This window comes from Aneurinibacillus thermoaerophilus (assembly GCF_019603355.1).
GTDB lineage: Bacteria > Bacillota > Bacilli > Aneurinibacillales > Aneurinibacillaceae > Aneurinibacillus > Aneurinibacillus thermoaerophilus.
In genome coordinates this window covers 1484484-1503147 of sequence record NZ_CP080764.1, presented here as the reverse complement: position 1 = coordinate 1503147, position 18664 = coordinate 1484484, and the positions used below count along the sequence as shown (strand labels likewise).

General features: G+C 44.6%; 23 protein-coding genes. 10 read left to right on the top strand and 13 right to left on the bottom strand.

The genetic code is table 11. The annotated features are described in order from the left end of the window. Window positions 1-108: 108 nt before the first annotated feature. The 5 genes from K3F53_RS07930 to K3F53_RS07915 all read right to left on the bottom strand — a co-directional run bounded on the left by K3F53_RS07930 (window position 109) and on the right by K3F53_RS07915 (window position 3810). A complete protein-coding gene (locus tag K3F53_RS07930; RefSeq protein WP_220560212.1) occupies window positions 109-1161 on the bottom strand; it encodes a lactonase family protein in 1053 nt (350 codons plus the stop codon). Window positions 1162-1201: 40 nt separating this feature from the next. Then, window positions 1202-2056, bottom strand: coding sequence for a hypothetical protein (locus tag K3F53_RS07925; protein WP_220560203.1), 855 nt, complete (start codon window positions 2054-2056; stop codon window positions 1202-1204). 24 nt (window positions 2057-2080) lie between these two features. Beyond that, complete coding sequence (locus K3F53_RS19650) at window positions 2081-2206, bottom strand: hypothetical protein (RefSeq protein ID WP_281423728.1); 126 nt, start codon at window positions 2204-2206, stop codon at window positions 2081-2083. A 609-nt stretch (window positions 2207-2815) separates the two neighbouring features. Next, complete coding sequence (locus K3F53_RS07920; RefSeq protein ID WP_057899072.1) at window positions 2816-3049, bottom strand: YlzJ-like family protein; 234 nt, start codon at window positions 3047-3049, stop codon at window positions 2816-2818. Next, complete coding sequence (locus K3F53_RS07915; protein ID WP_057900349.1) at window positions 3046-3810, bottom strand: ClpP family protease; 765 nt, start codon at window positions 3808-3810, stop codon at window positions 3046-3048. The genes K3F53_RS07920 and K3F53_RS07915 overlap by 4 nt, the downstream gene beginning before the upstream one ends. A gap of 214 nt (window positions 3811-4024) precedes the next feature. On the opposite strand from K3F53_RS07915, the gene K3F53_RS07910 reads away from it, so the two are divergent. After that, window positions 4025-4633: an undecaprenyl phosphate transporter UptA gene (locus K3F53_RS07910; protein WP_057899073.1), complete on the top strand. Its 609-nt coding sequence runs from the start codon at window positions 4025-4027 to the stop codon at window positions 4631-4633. A 15-nt stretch (window positions 4634-4648) separates the two neighbouring features. Further along, entirely contained in the window at window positions 4649-5233 is a 585-nt protein-coding gene (locus K3F53_RS07905; protein WP_220560202.1) for a hypothetical protein, read from the top strand. A 14-nt stretch (window positions 5234-5247) separates the two neighbouring features. On the opposite strand, the gene K3F53_RS07900 is transcribed toward K3F53_RS07905, so the two are convergent. Continuing rightward, entirely contained in the window at window positions 5248-5790 is a 543-nt protein-coding gene (locus K3F53_RS07900) for a hypothetical protein (RefSeq protein ID WP_057899075.1), read from the bottom strand. Window positions 5791-6006: 216 nt separating this feature from the next. Between K3F53_RS07900 and tlp the strand changes: the two genes are divergently transcribed. Next, window positions 6007-6234, top strand: a complete 228-nt coding sequence (tlp, locus tag K3F53_RS07895) for a small acid-soluble spore protein Tlp (protein ID WP_057899076.1) — start codon at window positions 6007-6009, stop codon at window positions 6232-6234. Between the two features lie 80 nt (window positions 6235-6314). Beyond that, window positions 6315-6512, top strand: a complete 198-nt coding sequence (locus tag K3F53_RS07890) for a hypothetical protein (RefSeq protein WP_057899077.1) — start codon at window positions 6315-6317, stop codon at window positions 6510-6512. A 43-nt stretch (window positions 6513-6555) separates the two neighbouring features. On the opposite strand, the gene K3F53_RS07885 is transcribed toward K3F53_RS07890, so the two are convergent. From K3F53_RS07885 to K3F53_RS07870, 4 genes are all read right to left on the bottom strand, one after another. Further along, a complete protein-coding gene (locus K3F53_RS07885; protein WP_057899078.1) occupies window positions 6556-6897 on the bottom strand; it encodes a phage holin family protein in 342 nt (113 codons plus the stop codon). Between the two features lie 51 nt (window positions 6898-6948). Next, entirely contained in the window at window positions 6949-7806 is an 858-nt protein-coding gene (gene recT / locus K3F53_RS07880; RefSeq protein ID WP_057899079.1) for a recombination protein RecT, read from the bottom strand. A 24-nt stretch (window positions 7807-7830) separates the two neighbouring features. Next, the gene (locus K3F53_RS07875) at window positions 7831-8772 is read right to left on the bottom strand and encodes a YqaJ viral recombinase family nuclease (RefSeq protein ID WP_057900350.1); all 942 of its coding nucleotides are present in this window, start codon (window positions 8770-8772) and stop codon (window positions 7831-7833) included. A 122-nt stretch (window positions 8773-8894) separates the two neighbouring features. Beyond that, entirely contained in the window at window positions 8895-9272 is a 378-nt protein-coding gene (locus K3F53_RS07870; protein ID WP_057899080.1) for a helix-turn-helix domain-containing protein, read from the bottom strand. A gap of 256 nt (window positions 9273-9528) precedes the next feature. Here K3F53_RS07870 and K3F53_RS07865 point away from each other — a divergent pair, with 256 nt between their 5' ends. From K3F53_RS07865 to K3F53_RS07845, 5 genes are all read left to right on the top strand, one after another. Then, window positions 9529-10539, top strand: coding sequence for an asparaginase (locus K3F53_RS07865; RefSeq protein WP_057899081.1), 1011 nt, complete (start codon window positions 9529-9531; stop codon window positions 10537-10539). A gap of 92 nt (window positions 10540-10631) precedes the next feature. After that, complete coding sequence (locus K3F53_RS07860; RefSeq protein WP_057899082.1) at window positions 10632-12071, top strand: alanine/glycine:cation symporter family protein; 1440 nt, start codon at window positions 10632-10634, stop codon at window positions 12069-12071. 272 nt (window positions 12072-12343) lie between these two features. After that, window positions 12344-13432: a CobW family GTP-binding protein gene (locus K3F53_RS07855; protein ID WP_057899083.1), complete on the top strand. Its 1089-nt coding sequence runs from the start codon at window positions 12344-12346 to the stop codon at window positions 13430-13432. Window positions 13433-13449: 17 nt separating this feature from the next. Then, window positions 13450-13722: a membrane protein insertion efficiency factor YidD gene (yidD, locus tag K3F53_RS07850; protein ID WP_057899084.1), complete on the top strand. Its 273-nt coding sequence runs from the start codon at window positions 13450-13452 to the stop codon at window positions 13720-13722. A gap of 95 nt (window positions 13723-13817) precedes the next feature. Further along, window positions 13818-15290 carry a sigma-54 interaction domain-containing protein gene (locus K3F53_RS07845; protein WP_057899085.1) on the top strand — a complete coding sequence of 491 codons (1473 nt, stop codon included), beginning with the start codon at window positions 13818-13820 and terminating at the stop codon, window positions 15288-15290. 123 nt (window positions 15291-15413) lie between these two features. Here the strand turns inward: K3F53_RS07845 and K3F53_RS07840 are convergent, their stop codons facing one another. After that, on the bottom strand, window positions 15414-16190 hold the full coding sequence (locus K3F53_RS07840; protein ID WP_057899086.1) for a D-alanyl-D-alanine carboxypeptidase family protein: 777 nt from the start codon (window positions 16188-16190) through the stop codon (window positions 15414-15416). Continuing rightward, window positions 16175-17311 (bottom strand): UDP-N-acetylmuramoyl-tripeptide--D-alanyl-D-alanine ligase, encoded by a 1137-nt coding sequence (locus tag K3F53_RS07835; protein ID WP_057899087.1) that lies wholly within the window; start codon window positions 17309-17311, stop codon window positions 16175-16177. Before K3F53_RS07835 ends, K3F53_RS07840 begins: the two co-directional genes overlap by 16 nt. A 148-nt stretch (window positions 17312-17459) precedes the next feature. On the opposite strand from K3F53_RS07835, the gene K3F53_RS07830 reads away from it, so the two are divergent. Then, on the top strand, window positions 17460-17624 hold the full coding sequence (locus K3F53_RS07830) for a hypothetical protein (protein WP_156424063.1): 165 nt from the start codon (window positions 17460-17462) through the stop codon (window positions 17622-17624). 67 nt (window positions 17625-17691) lie between these two features. On the opposite strand, the gene K3F53_RS07825 is transcribed toward K3F53_RS07830, so the two are convergent. Next, window positions 17692-18657 carry an ABC transporter substrate-binding protein gene (locus tag K3F53_RS07825; protein WP_057900351.1) on the bottom strand — a complete coding sequence of 322 codons (966 nt, stop codon included), beginning with the start codon at window positions 18655-18657 and terminating at the stop codon, window positions 17692-17694. Window positions 18658-18664: the final 7 nt, after the last annotated feature.

Below are 18664 nucleotides of genomic sequence, written 5' to 3'. Positions count from 1 at the left end.
TATCTTCTACAAATTGGGGGAAAGTCCTTTTTTGTCATCAAAAGAGCCTTGCGGCTCTAAGAGCGAAAATTATACAAAACACTCATTTCATTTGTTAATTCCGTGTATTTAACTTTTCAAGGAATAAACAGTAACTTTATCATCTCCATAATTGGAAACAGCAAGATACTTGTCGTCAGATGAAAGAGAAAAACCATGTGGGAAACTAAGTTGTGCTTTGGGATTGGTAAGAGCAAAGAATTGTGGATCAATCTGATTGGTCATTTTATCAAAAGAATAAAAAACAACTGTATCATTTGACTGAGATTGAACAACAATGAATGAGGACAATGCATCATGGGAAAAGGCAACATCGTCAGGACAAGATAACTCAGGCTTTCCTGTCAGTTCACACAGAGATTGAGTACCGGTGGTTCCAGTATCGTTGTCCCAAGTATGAATAGCTAACGCACCATAACTTGGATAAGACTGTGTGCCTGCAGTAACTCCATAACAAATGATTATAAGTGAGCCATCACTAGAAAAATCAATCGCTTTAGGCTTGAATGGTAATGGAGATAGTTGGTAGCGGTTTTGCACAACTTGTGAAAGGGTAATCTTGGGAGCACCATTTGCTTCATAATCAAGTTTATAAATAAGAATCAGTCCAGAACTATCCGTGGTAGTACTAACCATGTATTTGGAATTTGGTGAAAACCGTACTCCATGAAAAACAGCATGGGGATGTCGTATCACTTGAAAGGGAACTGGATCAATCAAGTGTGTTTGAGGATCAATGTGATACATATTTATTGAACACATATTTTGTTTGGTATTAGTGATGACAAGATATAATCCGTCCGGTGAAAATGCCAATGCGTCTGGCCAGTGCAATTGCATACCATTTTGGTTATTCAAAGTTTGTAAAAGAGTGAGCGAATGATCTTGTGGATGAAATGCATAAGTATGAAGCGTTTCAGTCGCCAAATTTAAAGTAGCTAGATAGTGGTTGTTGTTAAACCATCCAACAGCGGTACAAGTACCATAACGCTCTCTATTCATTTTAGGCCTATTCATTATAGGAATGAGTGGTAGAGGTGGTTTACTAAGATTCAATATAGAATTTGGAGTGTAAGCTACCGCTACGGGAGTCTGTGAAACAGAGGGGAGCTTAGAAGCCAATTGTTTTACCTCCTGAAATATAACAATTCATATTGAAGAATTACTGTGGTATCTCTCTAAAGTCAGTTAATGTGGCATCTTCCTCATAGTAATCAAGGGTGATTTTGTCATGTTGTAAAAGTTTAAACAGCTTTTCATCCACGGTAATACCATATTTTCCGATATGTCTTGCCCGATTCACGACAGTTTCAATCTTAACGTATCCAGCCATCCATAAGACGAATCCAGTCATTAAATCTTGACTCGTGATATCATAGTTAATCGAAGCAAATATGGCTCGTAAATCAATATTCGTTTTAAAGCATGGACCTTCTTTAACTCGTTTTGGCCCCTGTGTATCGATTAAATGTTTTACCCATGCACGTATATCAGGGCCTACGCTGGATAAGCCTGGCTTTGACCTTTCTTTAAAAAAATCTTCTGTCCAGGGAATTTTATCAACAAAGCGTGTCTCATATTCATAAAGGATTGGCCGTAATGCATGCCACACTTCTTGATCTAAACAATAACTTACAAAGCTCCACCAATACGTTTCGCCATTTTGAACAAAGTGTAACTTCTTCCTCTTTTCTTCACTGTTTAAAAAACAATAGGACCAACATTGGACAACTCCGATGTTGCTATAATTTTGTTTTGCCCATTGATGTAAAGCAAGAAGAGTTCGAATATAGTGGGGACTGACGATGATGTCATCTTCGATCACGATAATCTTTTCATATTTACACCAATCAAACATAAATCGTCTGGCATCGATCAAATTTTTTGCACAACCATAGTTTCTTTTTCTGGTGATAATTTCTTTATTTTTAATCTTAGAGTTGTTGATGATCATCATGTTTTCTTCTTGCTTGGCCCCCGGCCCACCATCTAAAAAAAATAGAAGGGCAGCATACATGATTCTGGATTTCTTTCAAGTGATTCAATCACTTTTTTTAAAATATTCCGGTCTATTGTAGGCCACTACTAAAATAGCAACAGGCTGATTTTGCTGTAGAGCTCTATGATAATAGGAAGGAGCGTAATCGTGGTTTTCTGCTGTCATCATACTCACTCTCACCCCATTAACAACTATGTTGAAAGGCAATGTAAAACTTTGTTTATCGTACTTATAATATTAAATGTAAGATGAATCCTTTTGCTTGTATGTTCGACCATGCTCAATGTAAGTTTTGCAACATCATCATTTATAAAATATCGTTCTAAAAATACGCCTCTATGGAATTTTAAATTTGACCTGAATGAGCTATGCCATAAAGAAAGATATAGAATCAAATAAAGATGCATTTGTTTGCTTAGTATGTAGAACTGAGACCATTTGTGTGCTAGATGAAGAAGAATTACAAGGGGGAATTGACTTAGGGGCTAATAAGTCACAACGAATTTAGTTCTATATGGGTAGATGGAAGTAAGGATGCTTTAAGTCACTGACATAATACTTTTCCTGACAAACTCTTTTATTCATGTCTCCGTTAAAGCTCAATGTTGATCTTTAGCTTAAGTAAGGAGAAGGAAGCGTGAGCCATCCCCCACCTACACCAGAGGCGTGGAGGAAGGGGGCTTCTCACGTGTCATGTTAAAAGAGCATGCGAGCATGCTGGAGTGCAAAAAATACGTTTCCATGACTTAAGACTTAAATGCAGTAATATCAAGGCTTTTATTCACGGTTTGAAAACTCTGGGCGAAAATAAATTTTTTGCCCGGGCGCATACGCCGGGTTCATGTAGTCGTAAGGATTAGGACTGATAAGTCGTACGATACGCGCTTCGTTTATTCCACACGGCTGTACAAGCATCGTTACACCGTTCACCTGAATTTCCATATTCTCATACGCGACGTTATCTTCATTTTGAAAAATCAATTCGAGAGGCAAAGCCGAGTAAATAATCATTGCATCACCTGCTCCGTTTTCGTCTCGGCCGAACGGCGCTCTTCAATGCGCCTTTTCAGTTCCCGCATCGCATCGCCCAGGCCGCCAATTTCATCGATCAAGCCGAATTCCACCGCTTTTGTACCAACTACATTTGTGCCGACATCGCGGCTTAATTCACCAACTTTGAGCATTAACTCACGAAATTTCTCTTCCTTGATATTAGAATGATGCACAACAAATTTCACGACGCGATCTTGCATTCTTTCAAGATATTCAAAACTTTCCGCGACTCCTATTACAAGCCCGGTTAAACGTACAGGATGAATCGTCATCGTAGCTGTCTCCGCGATAAACGAATAATCGGTCGCAACAGCGATCGGCACACCGATGCTATGTCCGCCGCCAAGTACAAGCGATACGGTCGGCTTGGACATCGACGCGATCATCTCCGCAATCGCAAGTCCTGCTTCCACGTCTCCCCCTACAGTATTTAAAATGACTAACACTCCTTCAATATTCGGATTTTGCTCTGCGGCCACCAGCTGTGGAATGAGATGTTCATATTTTGTTGTCTTGTTCTGCGGCGGCAATTGAATATGCCCTTCAATTTGCCCAATAATCGGCAGACAATAAATGTTGCTATCCGGCACGGAAGGCACATTCGTCTGTCCGAATTGCTGAATCAGTTCGGTTGTTGCTTTGCGTGGATCTACCGGTGGGGGAGCGGCAGGAGCTTCCTTCGGTTTTTCCGGAAGCGGCTGTGGTTGTAACTCGTTCATTTGCTCTCGCACGTCTTCTTCCTCCTTGTTCCTTGGTATCCATAGTATGAATTGTGATAAAAGAAAGCATGCATGAAAGCTTTCCACGAATTAAAAATGGTTCTTTTTACGGAATCATTCGCCATGCAGCAAGCTTTGCCTTGTGAAGGGAGCAGCCTTGCCTGTACAATGGTAAAGAGGAAAACGGTAAGCTGACCAAAAGATAGGAGGAGTCATGGAAGAGTTTATTCGGTCAATATTAATCTTTCTTAGCGATTTGGGCTATTTCGGGATTGCGATTGGCTTAATGCTGGAAGTCATTCCAAGCGAAATCGTACTTTCTTATGGCGGGTTTCTCGTCTCGCAAGAAAAAATTACATTCTGGGGAGCAGTCATCGCTGGTACCATCGGCGGAACCATTGCTCAGCTTTTTTTATACTGGATGGGCTATTACGGCGGACGTCCGTTTCTTAAAAAGTACGGGAAATATTTGTTAATCCGCGAAAAAGAAATCGATAAAGCGGAGGAGTGGTTCAATCGCTATGGTGTAGGTGTGATTTTTACGGCGCGCTTTATTCCGGTTGTCCGGCATGCGATCTCCATTCCCGCGGGCATTGCGCGAATGCCGCTTGCGAAATTTACACTATATACCACGCTGGCAGTTATTCCGTGGTCTATCCTTTTTATATATTTAGGGATGCAATTGGGCGCACGCTGGGAGGACATAAATGAAGCCGCCAAACCATTCATCGAACCCATTATCTGGATCGCAGCTGCATGCCTTGTTCTGTATGTGCTGATCAGTATATGCAAAAAGAAAAAAGCTTCCCGTTTCTTTAGCTAATAAAGGGGGAATGGCATGGAAAAACAAAAAAAGGGAGAACGATTTGTCCGAAGTGCAGGACTTGTCGCAACGGCAGCCCTTCTTTTGCTAACAGGCTGTACAACTAAGGAAAATCTACCTACCGACAACGAGTTATCGGCTAAAATCGCGGAAAAGCAAGAGCAAAAGCGAAAAGAAAAAATCACAAACACTAAAGAAGAACTGGACCGCTACTTCGCGTCCCTCGCTTCCCACACCGAACAGCTTCATGCAGAGCGCGCCGCTTTGCTCAAGGCTTTCGCTGCGCTCAGCGAACAGAAACTTACGGAACAACAAACACGGGCCAAAGTTCACTCGGCCATTTCGGCTTATGAAGCAAAACTCAAGGATTTGCAAGAGATGCAAGTTCCCGCGTATCAAGAAATACAGGATTTCCATCAAGAAATGTATAGCGCCATGAGCCGATACGTTCCTGTGATGAAAAAAGCGGAGAAAGGTCTGCGTACAAAGAACGCATCCCTTCTTAAAGAAGCGGAAAAAGAAATGCATGCGCTTGATGTTAAAGCGAAGCAAATGATTGAAAAAACAGCAAAACTTCATGTAAAGATCCGTACAAACTAATGCAACCCGGAGCCTTATTCTTTTCCTGACAAGGCTCCGGGCTGTCTTTTTAGTACGGGATAAGCGGTTACTTGATATAGCTTTTCATGGATGTCATACCGGATCGGCAGTTCAATGACAATCCGCTCCCGCGTTCCGGCAAAAATAGCAATAGCCCTCACTTCTACTCTTCCCTCATATTGGCCTGTAGGCGCAACACGCGTAACTTGAAGCTGTTCTACGCGTTCCGCATGCGGCCACGTCATTTTCTTTCCTACAAGGGAAGGCGCAAACTTCTTGTGCATTTCCTCATTCATATCGGAAGCAAGCAACCATTTCCTGCTAAAGTCTATGGCAAACGCTTTCGCCTGAGGAGTGCCGATCGTGCTGATTTTTTGCGAAGGGATCAACGTATTTTCCAAATAGGAGACATTCAATCGAATAAGGCTCGCGGCCCCATTATAAAGCAGCACCAGCGCGGAAGCCAGCCCTACCACTTGGATAAACGTAAGCCATGTGCGATTTTGCGGTTTGTTTTGCCTACGCCATTTCTTAAATGGCGTTACTTTTTTATTCATACGTGTCATGCTCCCGCCTTCACGCCGTTTTTAGCTATTGCACGCTTACTGCTCCATTTATATAAATTGTACCATGAACCAACCGCAGACGTCATTGGCCAGCTTCCATGCAAAGCCTTTCTTATTCCACCGAATAAAAATGCTATTTTTATCACACAATACGTTTTGGAATGCAGCTGCATTCATCCACTTACTATTTGAGGAGGAGTCGTTTGCATGGCAAAACCTGACAATCGTAAAGATAATGTGCGAAAGCTGCAAGAAATGATACAAAATACAATCGGCAACATCGAGGCTGCGGAAGAAACGATGAGCAACACGCATTTGACAGAAGAACAACGACAACAAATCCGCGAGAAAAACGAACGCCGTAGAGCAAGCATTGAAGGAATGCGGAACGAAATCCAGGACGAAGCACGCGCACAAGAAAATCGTTACGAATAAGTGGACAAATCTTTTTTGTTCGCATATTATATAAATCGTGTGCTTGAAGAAAAACGGAAAACAGGAAGTGAAGCAATATCATGAAAACGGTGCAAGAAGCGCTGAAAGCTGGTAAGACGATCGAATTAACCGAGCTATTCGACGATCAGTTTGAGTGGGATCCTTCTTTCAACCTGCTAGAACTGTTGCACAGCGGACAAGTAAAATACAACGGCGCAGAATTAACGAAAGAAGAAAGCGAACAAATTATTAAAGCGCTCAGCATTCTGGTCGCCTAAAATACAAAACGCCCTGCCTGTTCCCGGTAGGGCGTTTTCTTTGTTACTTTTTCTCGAACAATCCATACATAATGCTGCTGACAATCGCCAATACAATCGAGCCAAAGAATGCGGAAAAAAAGCTCTCCACATGAAATCCGGGGACAAGCTTGCTAGTCAATATGAACAACAGCGCGTTAATAACAAGCGCAAATAAACCGAGCGTAAGAACCGTCACTGGCAACGCCAACAATTGCAAAATCGGCCGTAAAATCGCATTGACTAAACCGAGCACGATCGCAGCAACAAACGCGGAACCGACACTATCGAACCAGATCGCGTCAAATAACCACGCCACGATCAAAAGCGAAACAGCCGAAAGCACCCAGTGCCAAAGCCACCGCATTTCTTCCCCTCCTTCCTTTTCATATTTACATTCTTTATTCTCACTCTCCTGCTACTTCTCCTGTTTCTGATTCCCTTCTTCTATTTCTTTCTCGTTTCCGCTTCGTTCCTCCTCTTCCTCCGCTGACTCTGATGGAAGATCTTCCGCGGATACAACTTGTGCCTCAAACGGCCGGCTGTACACGCTCACCGGTTCTTCGGTGATATCCGAACGAACCGTTTCATCCTGTGCCGCCCCACGCATAATTTCCACACTTAGCGGCAAATATTTGAACATATGACGAATTACGGTTTTTTTCGCCATTTCTTCATAATCGGTTACCCACGGCCCGCTTTTATAGGAACGGGAACGTAACCTGCGTTTGTCGATTTCTTCCTTAGACATAAATTCAAATTGGTATCCGCCGTCCGTAAAATGAACAACCGCATACACGCCGATAAATTCCCCGCGACTGTTCATTGCCGGTTTATGCTTTAATGATGGATAGAGGCCGTATTCGTATTCAAACTCGTCGTTTTCATACACTTCGTGAGCATAAATGTTCTTAATGTTACCTGAGCGACGTGCAAGGTCAATCATTCCCTTATATCCGATAATAAATGTTGCTTCGCGCCCGTACGGAACGATATAGCACTGACCCAAAAGCCCTGGTTCCAGGCCAAGCTGAGCCGCCTGCATTACAGCTCCAAGAAGCGATGGAATGGTGCATTCCAAAAGCTGTGGGTTTGTGCGGATCGTCGTCAGGGCAATTCGTAACAATCTATCTACATCCATATGTTTCGGAAGCACACGTTTCACTTCTGGTTCCATCTTTTTCAAATACGCGCCGATCGTTTGCGCCGGTGTCGGCGGAGAACTTCCGGTTTCTCTCGCCTTTGCTTCCAGTTTGCTTTTTAAATCGTCTGCCATCTCAAACTCCTCCTGTTCCTTCATCTATGTAATAATGAAGCGCCGGGATACGGCTGGCCGGGCGAATTGTTCATAAATGTCTGGGCGTTGCTCTTTCAGCGCCTTTATATCAAGCGTGCGGCGGGACACATTCTTCCATGTAACACGATGCGCGGATGTGAGGCCGGTTTCATGGCGACCGATAAGCGCCTTTAGCCGGTTCTCGGCCTCTTGTTTGCGCTGTGCGGCTTCCTGTATATCACGCTCCGCTTTTTCCCACTGGGCAATAAGCTCTTCCGCTTCATCCGGAAGTATAAGCGTGCTGTCTACCTCACCTTCCGGGTATATATTGGCAAGCAATGCAGCGGTCGCTTCGCTTCCGTCCGAAAGCGGTGGAACACCTGCCAGCACGTGATGATGCCAGAAATGTTCACAAATTCGGAAGCTGAGCGCAATCAGTTCATCATCGCGCGCCACAACTTGATGCCGGAAAGTATTGCCGCCGATAAGTACTGCAAACGCCCCCCATGTAAGACCGGTAATATATAAATACCACTGAAGCTGTAGCTGGTACGCTTCCGGCACATTACCGTCCTCCCACTCTTTGCGTGCGTATTCGGAAGCCGTTTTGATTTCCAGCACGCCGTTGCCGCGTTCCGCGTCAATAATCAAGCGATCAATATTGCCGATAACCCACTCCTTCTCCGGATGCTGAAGAATTGCATTGCGCCGCTGCAACTTATAGCCTGTCCTGCGGGAGAATTCCTCCGCGACGACCTCTTCCATCATACGTCCGAAATGCATGGCTTCCGTATCCTCGCTTTCGGCCATCTGCCCTGTTTTTTCCAAATATACAGCAAGGGCCGATCTGTAAGGGTCTACGCCACAAATCGCTCCGACATCGCTGCCTGTAATTCCCCGCCTGCGCCAAGCGAGCCATTCCCGGTGTGACAGCTCGTTCGTATTGACCAGTCGTATTGCCTGCATGTTTCCTCCTTCACAGCACGCCGTTTGCTTTATGTCTTTACTTTCTCCATTTTCTCTTAAGAAAAACCGTCCCGTCTTCCCTATCGTAAAAAAGACAAGCATGCCCAACCATTTTTTACTGCTCACCTGTATTCATTTTCCATCTGCCGTCTGGCCCGAACAAAAGCAATAAACTGCTTTTTTTCTTCATCTGAAAGCGTCCGGCCATCTATCGTCAATTTCACTTCCGATGCCATCCGTTCATCCGTTAACTCAATCCACTTTTCTGTTTCTTTTCTCTTTTTAACTGCCTGAAAGTCCGGGTTATCGATTCGGTTCAGCAAATAGTCCACAGACGTCTCCATTACGTCCGCGATCTTCTTAATGGCATCCAATGAAGGCTGGCGGTATCCTGATTCATATCCGGCGTACGTGCTTTTCGCGATTCCGAGCTGATCCGCTATATATTGCAGCGACCACTTTTTTCTTTTTCTGAGTTCATAGAGTCGGTATAAATTCATCGATGTTTCCCCTTTTCCCTTCTCTTTGTCTTTCATTAATTACAATTTAAGAAAGCGGTAACAATATTTATTATAAATAAATGTACGCGATTCGCGTAAAAATGCTTGTCACATTTATGAAAATTATTATAATTAAAATGTATTATTCTCGATACGCGTACTATCATGACGGTGTTACGAGAACAATAGAAATCGCGTAAAAAAAGCTCTTATTTCTTGCTACTGACTACATTTGCATAAAAGAGAGGTGCTGTACTTGAAAAAATTGCTACTTCTTGCCACAGGAGGAACCATTGCTTCAGTGGAGGGGAAAGAGGGGTTAACTCCCGGTATTTCAGCTGATGAACTTTTGCGCTATTTACCCGAGGAACAAGGCGGCTATCACCTCGAAAGCAAAACAGTAATGAACATTGATAGCACAAACATGCAGCCTGAATATTGGGCAAAAATTGCCGAAGCTATCCATGAACATTATGCAGATTATGATGGCTTCGTAATTACTCATGGAACAGATACGATGGGCTATACGGCCGCTGCGCTTTCCTATATGCTGCAAAATTTGGGGAAACCAGTGGTTCTTACAGGCTCACAAGTGCCAATTTATTTTAAGAAAACGGATGCGAAGAAAAACTTTATCGATGCGGTTCGTTTTGCCTGCGAAGACGTTGCTGGAGTATTTGTCGTTTTTGATGGTAGAGTCATTAAAGGAACACGCGCTGTAAAAATGAGAACGCAAAGCTATGATGCGTTCGAAAGTATTAATTTCCCTTACGTTGCTTACATTAACGATACTGATATTACATATAACATGAATGTATCTGCCGTATCAAAACGTCCTTTCACCATTGATACATCATTATGTCCGGATGTGTTGCTTTTAAAGTTGTATCCTGGGATGCAGCCGGAATTATTTGATGCGATTAAGCATCTTTATAAAGGAATTATTATAGAGAGTTTCGGAAATGGGGGAATTCCGCACCAAGAGCGTAATCTTCTTCCTAAAATTAAAGAGCTGATTGATGCAGGAATAGCGGTTGTAATTACCACTCAATGCATAGAAGAAGGGGAGCACCTTACGTTGTATGAAGTAGGACGAAAGGTTGCCCAAAATATGATTATTCATTCTCATGATATGAACACGGAAGCTATTGTTCCGAAGTTAATGTGGGTGCTTGGAAAGACAAACGATTTAACAGAAGTAAAACGAATGATGGAGACCCCTATCTCGGACGATATGTTGGTGAAAAGCGAAATAGAAGAAGAGTAGCGAGCATTGCCAAAATAGTTCTTTTGTAAGCGTTATCGTTGTGCTGTAAAATAAATAAAGTTATAACAACATAGAAAGGAGTGTTTGAAATAATGACTATCTTAGAGAATTTTATTGCAATAAGTAATAATATTTTATGGTCTTATGTTTTAATTGCTATGCTGATTGTTCTTGGCCTTTATTTTACTTTTAGAACGAAATTTGTGCAGTTTAGAATGGTTGGTGAAATGATTCGCTTGCTTGGTGATGGAGTAGGTGATTCCAAAAAGAAGGACTCTGTATCTTCCTTTGGCGCCTTCTGCATCAGCACCGCCTCGCGCGTAGGAACAGGTAACCTTGCCGGGGTTGCACTCGCAATCTCTATCGGGGGACCTGGGGCAGTATTTTGGATGTGGCTGATTGCACTTATCGGTTCTGCTTCTGCTTTCGTTGAGGCAACACTGGCACAAATTTACAAAGTAAAGGACAAAAACGGGTTCCGCGGTGGCCCGGCATATTATATGGAAAAGGCGCTTAATCAACGCTGGATGGGTGTTTTGTTTGCGATTCTGATTACATTATGTTTTGGCCTTGTATTTAACTCCGTTCAGGCAAATACAATTACGCTTTCCCTCCAAACCGCGTATGGGCTGGATCGCACGATGATGGGTCTTGCACTTTCAGCGCTTACAGCATTTATTATCTTTGGTGGTCTCAAACGGATTGTTAAAGTAGCTGAATGGATGGTTCCAGTGATGGCTGGCGGTTATGTATTATTGGCTTTATACATTGTAATCACAAATCTTCCTGTTATGCCTGACGTATTTATGACAATTTTCAAAGGGGCATTTGGCCTGGAGCAGGTAGCAGGTGGAGGAATGGGGGCCGCCCTCATGCAGGGAATTAAGCGCGGCTTGTTCTCTAACGAAGCGGGTATGGGTAGTGCGCCGAACGCTGCGGCAACGGCTGACGTAACACACCCGGTTAAACAAGGTCTGATTCAAGCGCTTGGTGTATTTGTCGATACATTATTGGTTTGTAGTTCAAGTGCCTTTATCGTATTGCTGTCTGATGCCTATAAGCAAGAAGGGCTCGAAGGAATCGCGATCGTTCAGACTGCGCTTAGCTCCCACATTGGTTCCTGGGCAGGAAGCTTTATTGCGATTGCAGTATTCCTGTTTGCGTTTAGCTCAATTGTCGGTAACTATTATTATGGACAAACGAATATTGAGTTTATTGATACAAATAAAACCTGGCTATTGATTTACCGCCTCGCTGTTGTGGCGATGGTGATGTATGGTTCCGTAGAGAGAGTAGCTGTTGTATGGGATATGGCTGACCTGTTCATGGCGCTTATGGCAATAACGAACCTCATTGCAATTGCTCTGCTGGGTAAGATTGCGTTTGCCGCGTTGCAGGATTATACGAAACAAAAAAAGCAGGGCCAAAATCCGGTGTTCTATACCAGTAGTATTGGCGGATTAAAAAACGTAGAATGCTGGCCGGAAAGCGAAACAGATAGCAAAGCAAAACAAGATGCGAACGTAATGTAATTCAGCTGCTCGATAGAGATAGCTATGATAATGATAAATTACGACGTTTCTCCCCTTCACGTAAAAAGGAGGAACGTCGTTTTTTTCATTGCCTATGATAAATACATCGACCTTGCTGGTTTCTCCTGTTACAAAGCGAGCCACCGGTTCAAAGCAATAAAGACGGGAGATGAATCCCCTTTTTAAAAAAACATGCTATCATCAAATTAGTATCATCACCTAAATGTATCGGTCAAACCCGCGGCGAAACATTCATATCAAGGAGGAAGTATATGACCCGCATTCCTGTCATCATATTAAGCGGATTTCTGGGCAGCGGAAAAACAACGCTGTTGCTTCGTCTGCTACATGAAGCAACCGGACGGAATCTGCAACCTGCCGTACTGATGAACGAACTCGGCACAATTGATGTAGATGGACGCCTAATCAACGCTACTATGCAAGAAAATCAGGTGCTCGAAAAACTGCTTGACGGCTGTATCTGCTGTAGCAAAAAAAGCGAAGTGGTAGAAAGTATGGAAAAACTGCTGCACAAGCGGCCAGATGTTATTTTTGTCGAACTGACCGGCGTGGCTAATCCAGAAGAAGTAGTGGATCTGCTTGTAGAACCGCAATTGAAAGAAAAAGTTCGTTTTCACTCGATTCTAACTACAATCGATTCCTATTATTACCTGGAATACACAAGCATCTTCGAAATTGACCGCCAGCTTGTCCGTACGGTCAAACGCCAAGTGAAAGTCGCGGATATGATTATTGTCAACAAGACGGAAGGTATGAAAGAAAATCATAAAAACAAATTGCTAAAAGCGCTGCGCAAACAAAACGACTGCTCTCCCATTTTGTTTACAACATACAGCGATATCGATCTCGCTCCTGTGTTTGACATAATTGAAAGGCAAGAGCCAATAAACACAGCGGATTTGTCTGTCCAAGACCTAGCAGACCTCGAAGTCGCCGCACATGAATCCGGACATCATTATGAAAAAGGGCAGAAACACAGCGAACATGCACATGTCCATCTCCACGCTCATCGCCATGAACAAGAAGATGCAAACGGCTCGTACTCCCGTGTGCAAACATTCACACTGCCAGCTACCGGGACGGTTCAGCAGAAAAAGCTGGAACGTTTCCTAAAATCGTATCACCCCCGCCTACTGCGGGCCAAAGGGTATCTGACCGTCGAAAGCAAAACGGGTATATATCTGATGCAGTATGCGGCGAAGCGAACGGAATGGGAAGCGGTAGAGAATACAGGCGAATGCTATCTCATACTTATCGGCATTGACCTGCCGATGGAAGAAATGCGGCAGAAGTGGAAAGAAATATGCCTGGAAGCGACCGTGCAACAACCATCATTATGAATGAACAGGATGATTGTATGAAAACCGTTCTTATTTTGCTCATCCGGGCATACCAGCGTTTCATTTCTCCACTGCTTCCCCCTTCCTGCCGCTTCTATCCTTCATGTTCCCATTATGGGCTTGAAGCCATTCAACGCTTTGGTGCGCTCAAAGGGGGCTGGCTGACAATCAAACGGTTGGTGAAATGTCATCCGTTCCATCCCGGAGGTATCGATCCTGTGCCAGAGAAAAAGAAAAAAGAACAAGCCGGGGAAACAAGGCACAGAAAATGGAAAAAACATAAAAGGTAAATGCTTCATTTCTGATTCAGAAGTGCTTGATTTTTTTGCATGTTCATGATTAATTTTATGGCAAGTAAAAAATTAACGAAAAATGGAGTGCAATCATGGGAGCGTTGTCGGAAAAGGAAAAACTGGAACAAAAAATTAAAATTTACGAATTCATTTTAAACCGGCTCAATGAAGGTATTCATGTTATTGATGAAGACGGCATCTCAATCATTTACAATGAAAAAATGTCCGAAATCGAGGCGATGAATAAAGAGACGGTGTTAGGCAAACGCCTGCTTGACATATTCACCTTCACCGAAGAACAGGAAAGCACGCTGCTGCGGGCGCTGCATCAGGGCGAAACAACACAAAACGTTAAACAAACGTACTTTAACGCTAAAGGTAAACAAATTACGACTATTAACAATACATTTCCTATTACCGAAAACGGACGTACTATCGCCGCGCTTGAAGTAGCTAACGACATTACCCGCGTAGAGCATATGCTGCGAGAGAACTTCTTGAAAGAGAAAGATACGCGTTATGTTTTCGAAAACATCATCGGGGAAAGCGAGGCCATTCAAGAAGTCATCGAGGTGGCCCGACGCGCGGCGCGCACTTCTTCATCGGTACTTATCGTCGGTGAAACAGGAACCGGGAAAGAACTGTTCGCCCAAAGCTTGCATAACGACAGCGCCCGCGCATCTGGCCCGTTTATTTCGCAAAACTGCGCCGCCCTGCCGGAGCATCTTATCGAAGGCCTTCTGTTCGGTACGAGGCGCGGTGCGTTCACAGGCGCCATTGAACGGCCCGGGTTGTTCGAACAGGCGCGAGGCGGAACCATTTTGCTTGATGAAATCAACTCAATGAGCCCTCCTTTGCAGGCGAAGCTTCTACGCGCACTGCAAGAGAAAAAAATCCGCCGGATCGGCGACACAAAAGATACGGAAATTGATGTGCGCATTATCGCCACAATGAATGAAGATCCGATCGATGCGATCGCAGGGAATCGCCTACGCAAAGACTTATATTACCGCCTTGGCGTCGTAACGCTGTTCATTCCGCCGCTACGCGACCGAAAACAAGACATTGAAATTTTAACGCGCCATTTTATCCAGAAATACAACCGTTTGTTCGATATGAACGTCGAGCGCGTCCATCCGGAAGTTTTGCAGGCGTTTCAGGAGTACGGTTGGCCGGGCAATGTACGTGAGCTTGAACACGCCATCGAAGGAACGATGAATTTTATTACGGATGAACACGAAATTACAATGGAGCATCTGCCGCACCACATCCGGCGCAAATTATTGCATATCACGCGCGAAGATACGGCCCGTCCAGAGCCGGGTGAGCATATGTCCACGCATCCGCTGGCGCCAAAACCGGCAGACCATCCGCACAACATCTTTCCTGATGTGCCGTCAGATTTGAAAAGCCAACTTGCGGCCTTCGAAAAAAAATATATCCGTGCCGTTATCCAAAAAAACAACAATAACATTTCCCGCGCCGCCAAAGAACTCGGAATCAGCCGACAAAGCTTGCAATACCGGATGCGGAAGTACGGCATGGGTTTTACGCTGCGCGATTAAACGTATGAAAGAACTTGCGGACGTATGCCTGCTCAGATCATTGACGAATCCGTCTCTTCTTTCTGTGCTTTTCATTAACTTTTTGCAATAATACAGCATCTGTCCGCAAAACATCTGGGTTTATTAAGCGGAAACAATGGCAGCCGCATACGCAAGCAAACGGGCAGCTTCTTCGTTTCGTTTGCGTTTTGTTAAAAGACCCATGACGACAGCGATATACCGTTTTCCTCCGGATACGAACGTTGCGCACAAACAATATTTCGCCCTTGGTGTGTATCCTGTTTTCAGCCCGTCAACCCCGGGATAAGCGCCAACCAGCGTATTGGTATTACGCAACAAAATGTTGCCTTTGTTCTTCCTTCTCACCACAATACGCTTGCGGGATGTGTAGCGAAAAATTTCTTCATATTGCACCAGCTCCCGCGCAATCAGACACATATCATAAGCGCTTGCACAATGCCCGGAAGCGGACAACCCATGTGGATTAACAAAATAGGTGTTTTCAAGGCCAAGCTCCGCCGCCCGCTCGTTCATCCGCCTGACAAACGCCGGCACGCTTCCGAACGTATATTCTGCAAGCGCCACTGCCGCATCATTGCCTGAAGCGACCATAAGCCCTGCCAACAGCATCCGCACCGCCATCTTCTCTCCGGCACATAAACGCATGGAAGAGCCTCGCATACTGGCTGCCCTGCGGCTAATCTTCACCTGATCCTTCAAAGAAATGCGGCCTTTCTTCACCTCTTCCAGCACAAGCAACGCCGTCATCATTTTTGTCATGCTGGCAGGTGGAAGCGATTCATAGGCATTTTTCTGCAACAAGATCCGACCTGTTCTCGCGTCCAACAGGCAGGCGGCTTTGGCAGTAAGGAAAAACGCGTCTTTCAACGACCTTTCCATGACAGTTGCTTCAACCCCTTAAGCCGGGCCTGTTTCTTAATATAATCAACCGTTTTCTCCAAGCCGATCTTGTGGGAAGCTTTGATAAGAATCGTTGTGTTCGGTTTAAGGCAGGCAACAATGCTTTTGCGCAGCAATTGTTCAGACTCGAACATTTTCACCCGCTCTTTGGAGAACCCGGCCTGAATCGCGGCCAAAGCAATATGGCGTGCTCTTTTTCCGTACGTATACAAATAATCCACGCCTGTGCTGGCAACATAGCGCCCAACCTCCATATGCGCTTTCGTCGAATATTTCCCCATCGCGAGCATCGTACCCAATACGGCAACTTTCGTCTCTCCGCTTACTTTTTTCAGCACATCAAGGGCCGCCCGGACGGCATTTGGATTTGCGCTGCACGAGTCGTCAATGAGCGTAATGTTGCCCGTATAACGAAAAATATTTAACCTTCGTGGCGTCCGCTTATAATAACGGAGGCCCGTTTTCATCTCCTCGGGTGTAAAACCGAGACGACTTGCAATAGCAATCGCATTCAGCGCGTTGTATACGTTGTGCTCACCGTAAATCGGAATATAAAACGTATGCACCTGGCCGTCCAGCAAAACGTCAAAGCTCATTCCATCAGTTTCATAGCCAACATTTTTCGCCCGAAAATCGGCTTCATTCTTTATGCCTATCCTCACAATCGTCCCCTGGAACCCCTCTGTCTCCAGCAGCTTTGAATTCGGGTCGTCCGCATTGAGTACCAGGTAGCCGGTCTGCTTCATATGCTTAATTAATTCCGATTTCGCTTTCGCAATCCCCTCCACGTTACCGCCCACATTCCCGATATGCGCCGTGCCCACATTCGTAATCACTCCCATATTTGGTTGAATAAACTTGCAATGTTTTTTGATTTGGCCGCGTGCGCCCATGCCAAACTCCAAAACGGCCGCCCGGTGAAACGGGCGAATGCGCTTCGCGTTGCGCGCGGAACACGTATGCTGGTTAAAGCTGCGGTATGACGCAAAAATACGCCACCTGCGTCTCAATACGGACGCGATCATTTCTTTCGTCGTCGTTTTCCCCGCACTGCCGGTCACCGCAATGATCGGCTTAGTCAATATTAATGTTTTGGGCAAGAAAACCTCCTCCTTTTCCTATGCTACGAACCTATTCAACACAATGTATGCAGCAGATAAAGAAAAAGAGCAGGAGGCACAGACTGAGTTTTTATTCATTTTATTTTAAAATGACAGTAAACTGATAAATAAGAAAGGAAGAAGCGAGGTGACATATATGTGGTGGGCCATTGTTGCTATCATCGTTGCTTTTCTCATGGCATATATTAATTTTGCCAAGCCTGTTGAAAAGGGGGAGGAAGGAAGAAAAGAAAAAACGTATAGCCTCGTACATGAGCCGTTCCTATCCAGCGAACATCACAATCCTTATTAGGCCCGATATGGAGAAAAAACAAAAAAGTCCTTTAAAGTCAAGCGACTTCAAAGGACTTTTCTATTTTTTATTTTATACCAAAATATTTTTCCAAATCATCCAGCATTAAGTTGGCTGCTTTTACGCCTCCAGCTGTATTCCAAATGACGTCGTCCACTTTGTACGCTTTGTGTTTTTTCACAACGCTCAAATTTTTCCACAGCGGATCGTTTGTCCATTCTTTTTCGGCTTTTGAAGCTTCTCCGTTCCCTGTCTCATACGTGTAGTAGAACATGATATCCCCGTCCATGTCCGGGATGCGTTCTTTCGTTACATCATCTGCAAAAGCATCTTTATCCTGGGAAGCTGGACGGGCAACACCCAGTTCCTGCAAGATAATTCCAGCAAACGTGTCCTTATAGTAGATACGGATTTTTCCCGGCATGAAACGAACCAGGGAAACCTTGGTCGATAATTTATCGCCCGCTTTTTGTTTGAAATCGGCAATGCGCTTCTCCCAATCCGCTAATACTTTATCGCCTTCCGCTTTTTTGTTCAACGCATCCGCGTATAGCTTAAAGTTGTCCTTCCACTCTCCGCGCAACGTTTCCGAAAATACGGTAGGTGCAATCGCGGATAATTGTTGATAAATTTTTTCGTGACGCATCTTGTTTCCGAGAATAATATCCGGCTTCAGCGCCGCGATTTTCTCCAAGTTCGGCTGCTTTTCTTCGCCGAGCACAGTCACGCCTTCCATTTCTTTTGCAATATGTTTGTAGAATGGATCACCTGTCCAAGACTTCACCGCGCCCACCGGTTTCATACCGAGCGCAAGCACAGCTTCCGTTCCTTCATTCGTCAACACAACAACCCTTTCCGGCTTCTCCGGAACTTGCGTTTCTCCCATCGCGTGTTTTACCGTGCGCGTGTTTTGTTTTTTGCCCGCCTCATCCGTTTTCTCTGAAGCGGTTTGCTGTCCGCCACAGCCGGCAACTACCAGCATGAAAACGAGCAAGAGAATGAATGAAAAGCCCTTCCTTTTTCCCTTAAACATGCTCACC

What these genes read in the sequence shown, in the direction of transcription:
- K3F53_RS07925 (WP_220560203.1), bottom strand. Translation starts at nt 2,056, where the DNA reads ATGTATGCTGCCCTTCTATTTTTTTTAGATGGTGGGCCGGGGGCCAAG.
- K3F53_RS19650 (WP_281423728.1), bottom strand. Translation starts at nt 2,206, where the DNA reads ATGATGACAGCAGAAAACCACGATTACGCTCCTTCCTATTATCATAGA.
- K3F53_RS07920 (WP_057899072.1), bottom strand. Translation starts at nt 3,049, where the DNA reads ATGATTATTTACTCGGCTTTGCCTCTCGAATTGATTTTTCAAAATGAA.
- K3F53_RS07915 (WP_057900349.1), bottom strand. Translation starts at nt 3,810, where the DNA reads ATGAACGAGTTACAACCACAGCCGCTTCCGGAAAAACCGAAGGAAGCT.
- K3F53_RS07910 (WP_057899073.1), top strand. Translation starts at nt 4,025, where the DNA reads ATGGAAGAGTTTATTCGGTCAATATTAATCTTTCTTAGCGATTTGGGC.
- K3F53_RS07905 (WP_220560202.1), top strand. Translation starts at nt 4,649, where the DNA reads ATGGAAAAACAAAAAAAGGGAGAACGATTTGTCCGAAGTGCAGGACTT.
- K3F53_RS07900 (WP_057899075.1), bottom strand. Translation starts at nt 5,790, where the DNA reads ATGAATAAAAAAGTAACGCCATTTAAGAAATGGCGTAGGCAAAACAAA.
- tlp (WP_057899076.1), top strand. Translation starts at nt 6,007, where the DNA reads ATGGCAAAACCTGACAATCGTAAAGATAATGTGCGAAAGCTGCAAGAA.
- K3F53_RS07890 (WP_057899077.1), top strand. Translation starts at nt 6,315, where the DNA reads ATGAAAACGGTGCAAGAAGCGCTGAAAGCTGGTAAGACGATCGAATTA.
- K3F53_RS07885 (WP_057899078.1), bottom strand. Translation starts at nt 6,897, where the DNA reads ATGCGGTGGCTTTGGCACTGGGTGCTTTCGGCTGTTTCGCTTTTGATC.
- recT (WP_057899079.1), bottom strand. Translation starts at nt 7,806, where the DNA reads ATGGCAGACGATTTAAAAAGCAAACTGGAAGCAAAGGCGAGAGAAACC.
- K3F53_RS07875 (WP_057900350.1), bottom strand. Translation starts at nt 8,772, where the DNA reads ATGCAGGCAATACGACTGGTCAATACGAACGAGCTGTCACACCGGGAA.
- K3F53_RS07870 (WP_057899080.1), bottom strand. Translation starts at nt 9,272, where the DNA reads ATGAATTTATACCGACTCTATGAACTCAGAAAAAGAAAAAAGTGGTCG.
- K3F53_RS07860 (WP_057899082.1), top strand. Translation starts at nt 10,632, where the DNA reads ATGACTATCTTAGAGAATTTTATTGCAATAAGTAATAATATTTTATGG.
- K3F53_RS07855 (WP_057899083.1), top strand. Translation starts at nt 12,344, where the DNA reads ATGACCCGCATTCCTGTCATCATATTAAGCGGATTTCTGGGCAGCGGA.
- yidD (WP_057899084.1), top strand. Translation starts at nt 13,450, where the DNA reads ATGAAAACCGTTCTTATTTTGCTCATCCGGGCATACCAGCGTTTCATT.
- K3F53_RS07845 (WP_057899085.1), top strand. Translation starts at nt 13,818, where the DNA reads ATGGGAGCGTTGTCGGAAAAGGAAAAACTGGAACAAAAAATTAAAATT.
- K3F53_RS07840 (WP_057899086.1), bottom strand. Translation starts at nt 16,190, where the DNA reads ATGGAAAGGTCGTTGAAAGACGCGTTTTTCCTTACTGCCAAAGCCGCC.
- K3F53_RS07825 (WP_057900351.1), bottom strand. Translation starts at nt 18,657, where the DNA reads ATGTTTAAGGGAAAAAGGAAGGGCTTTTCATTCATTCTCTTGCTCGTT.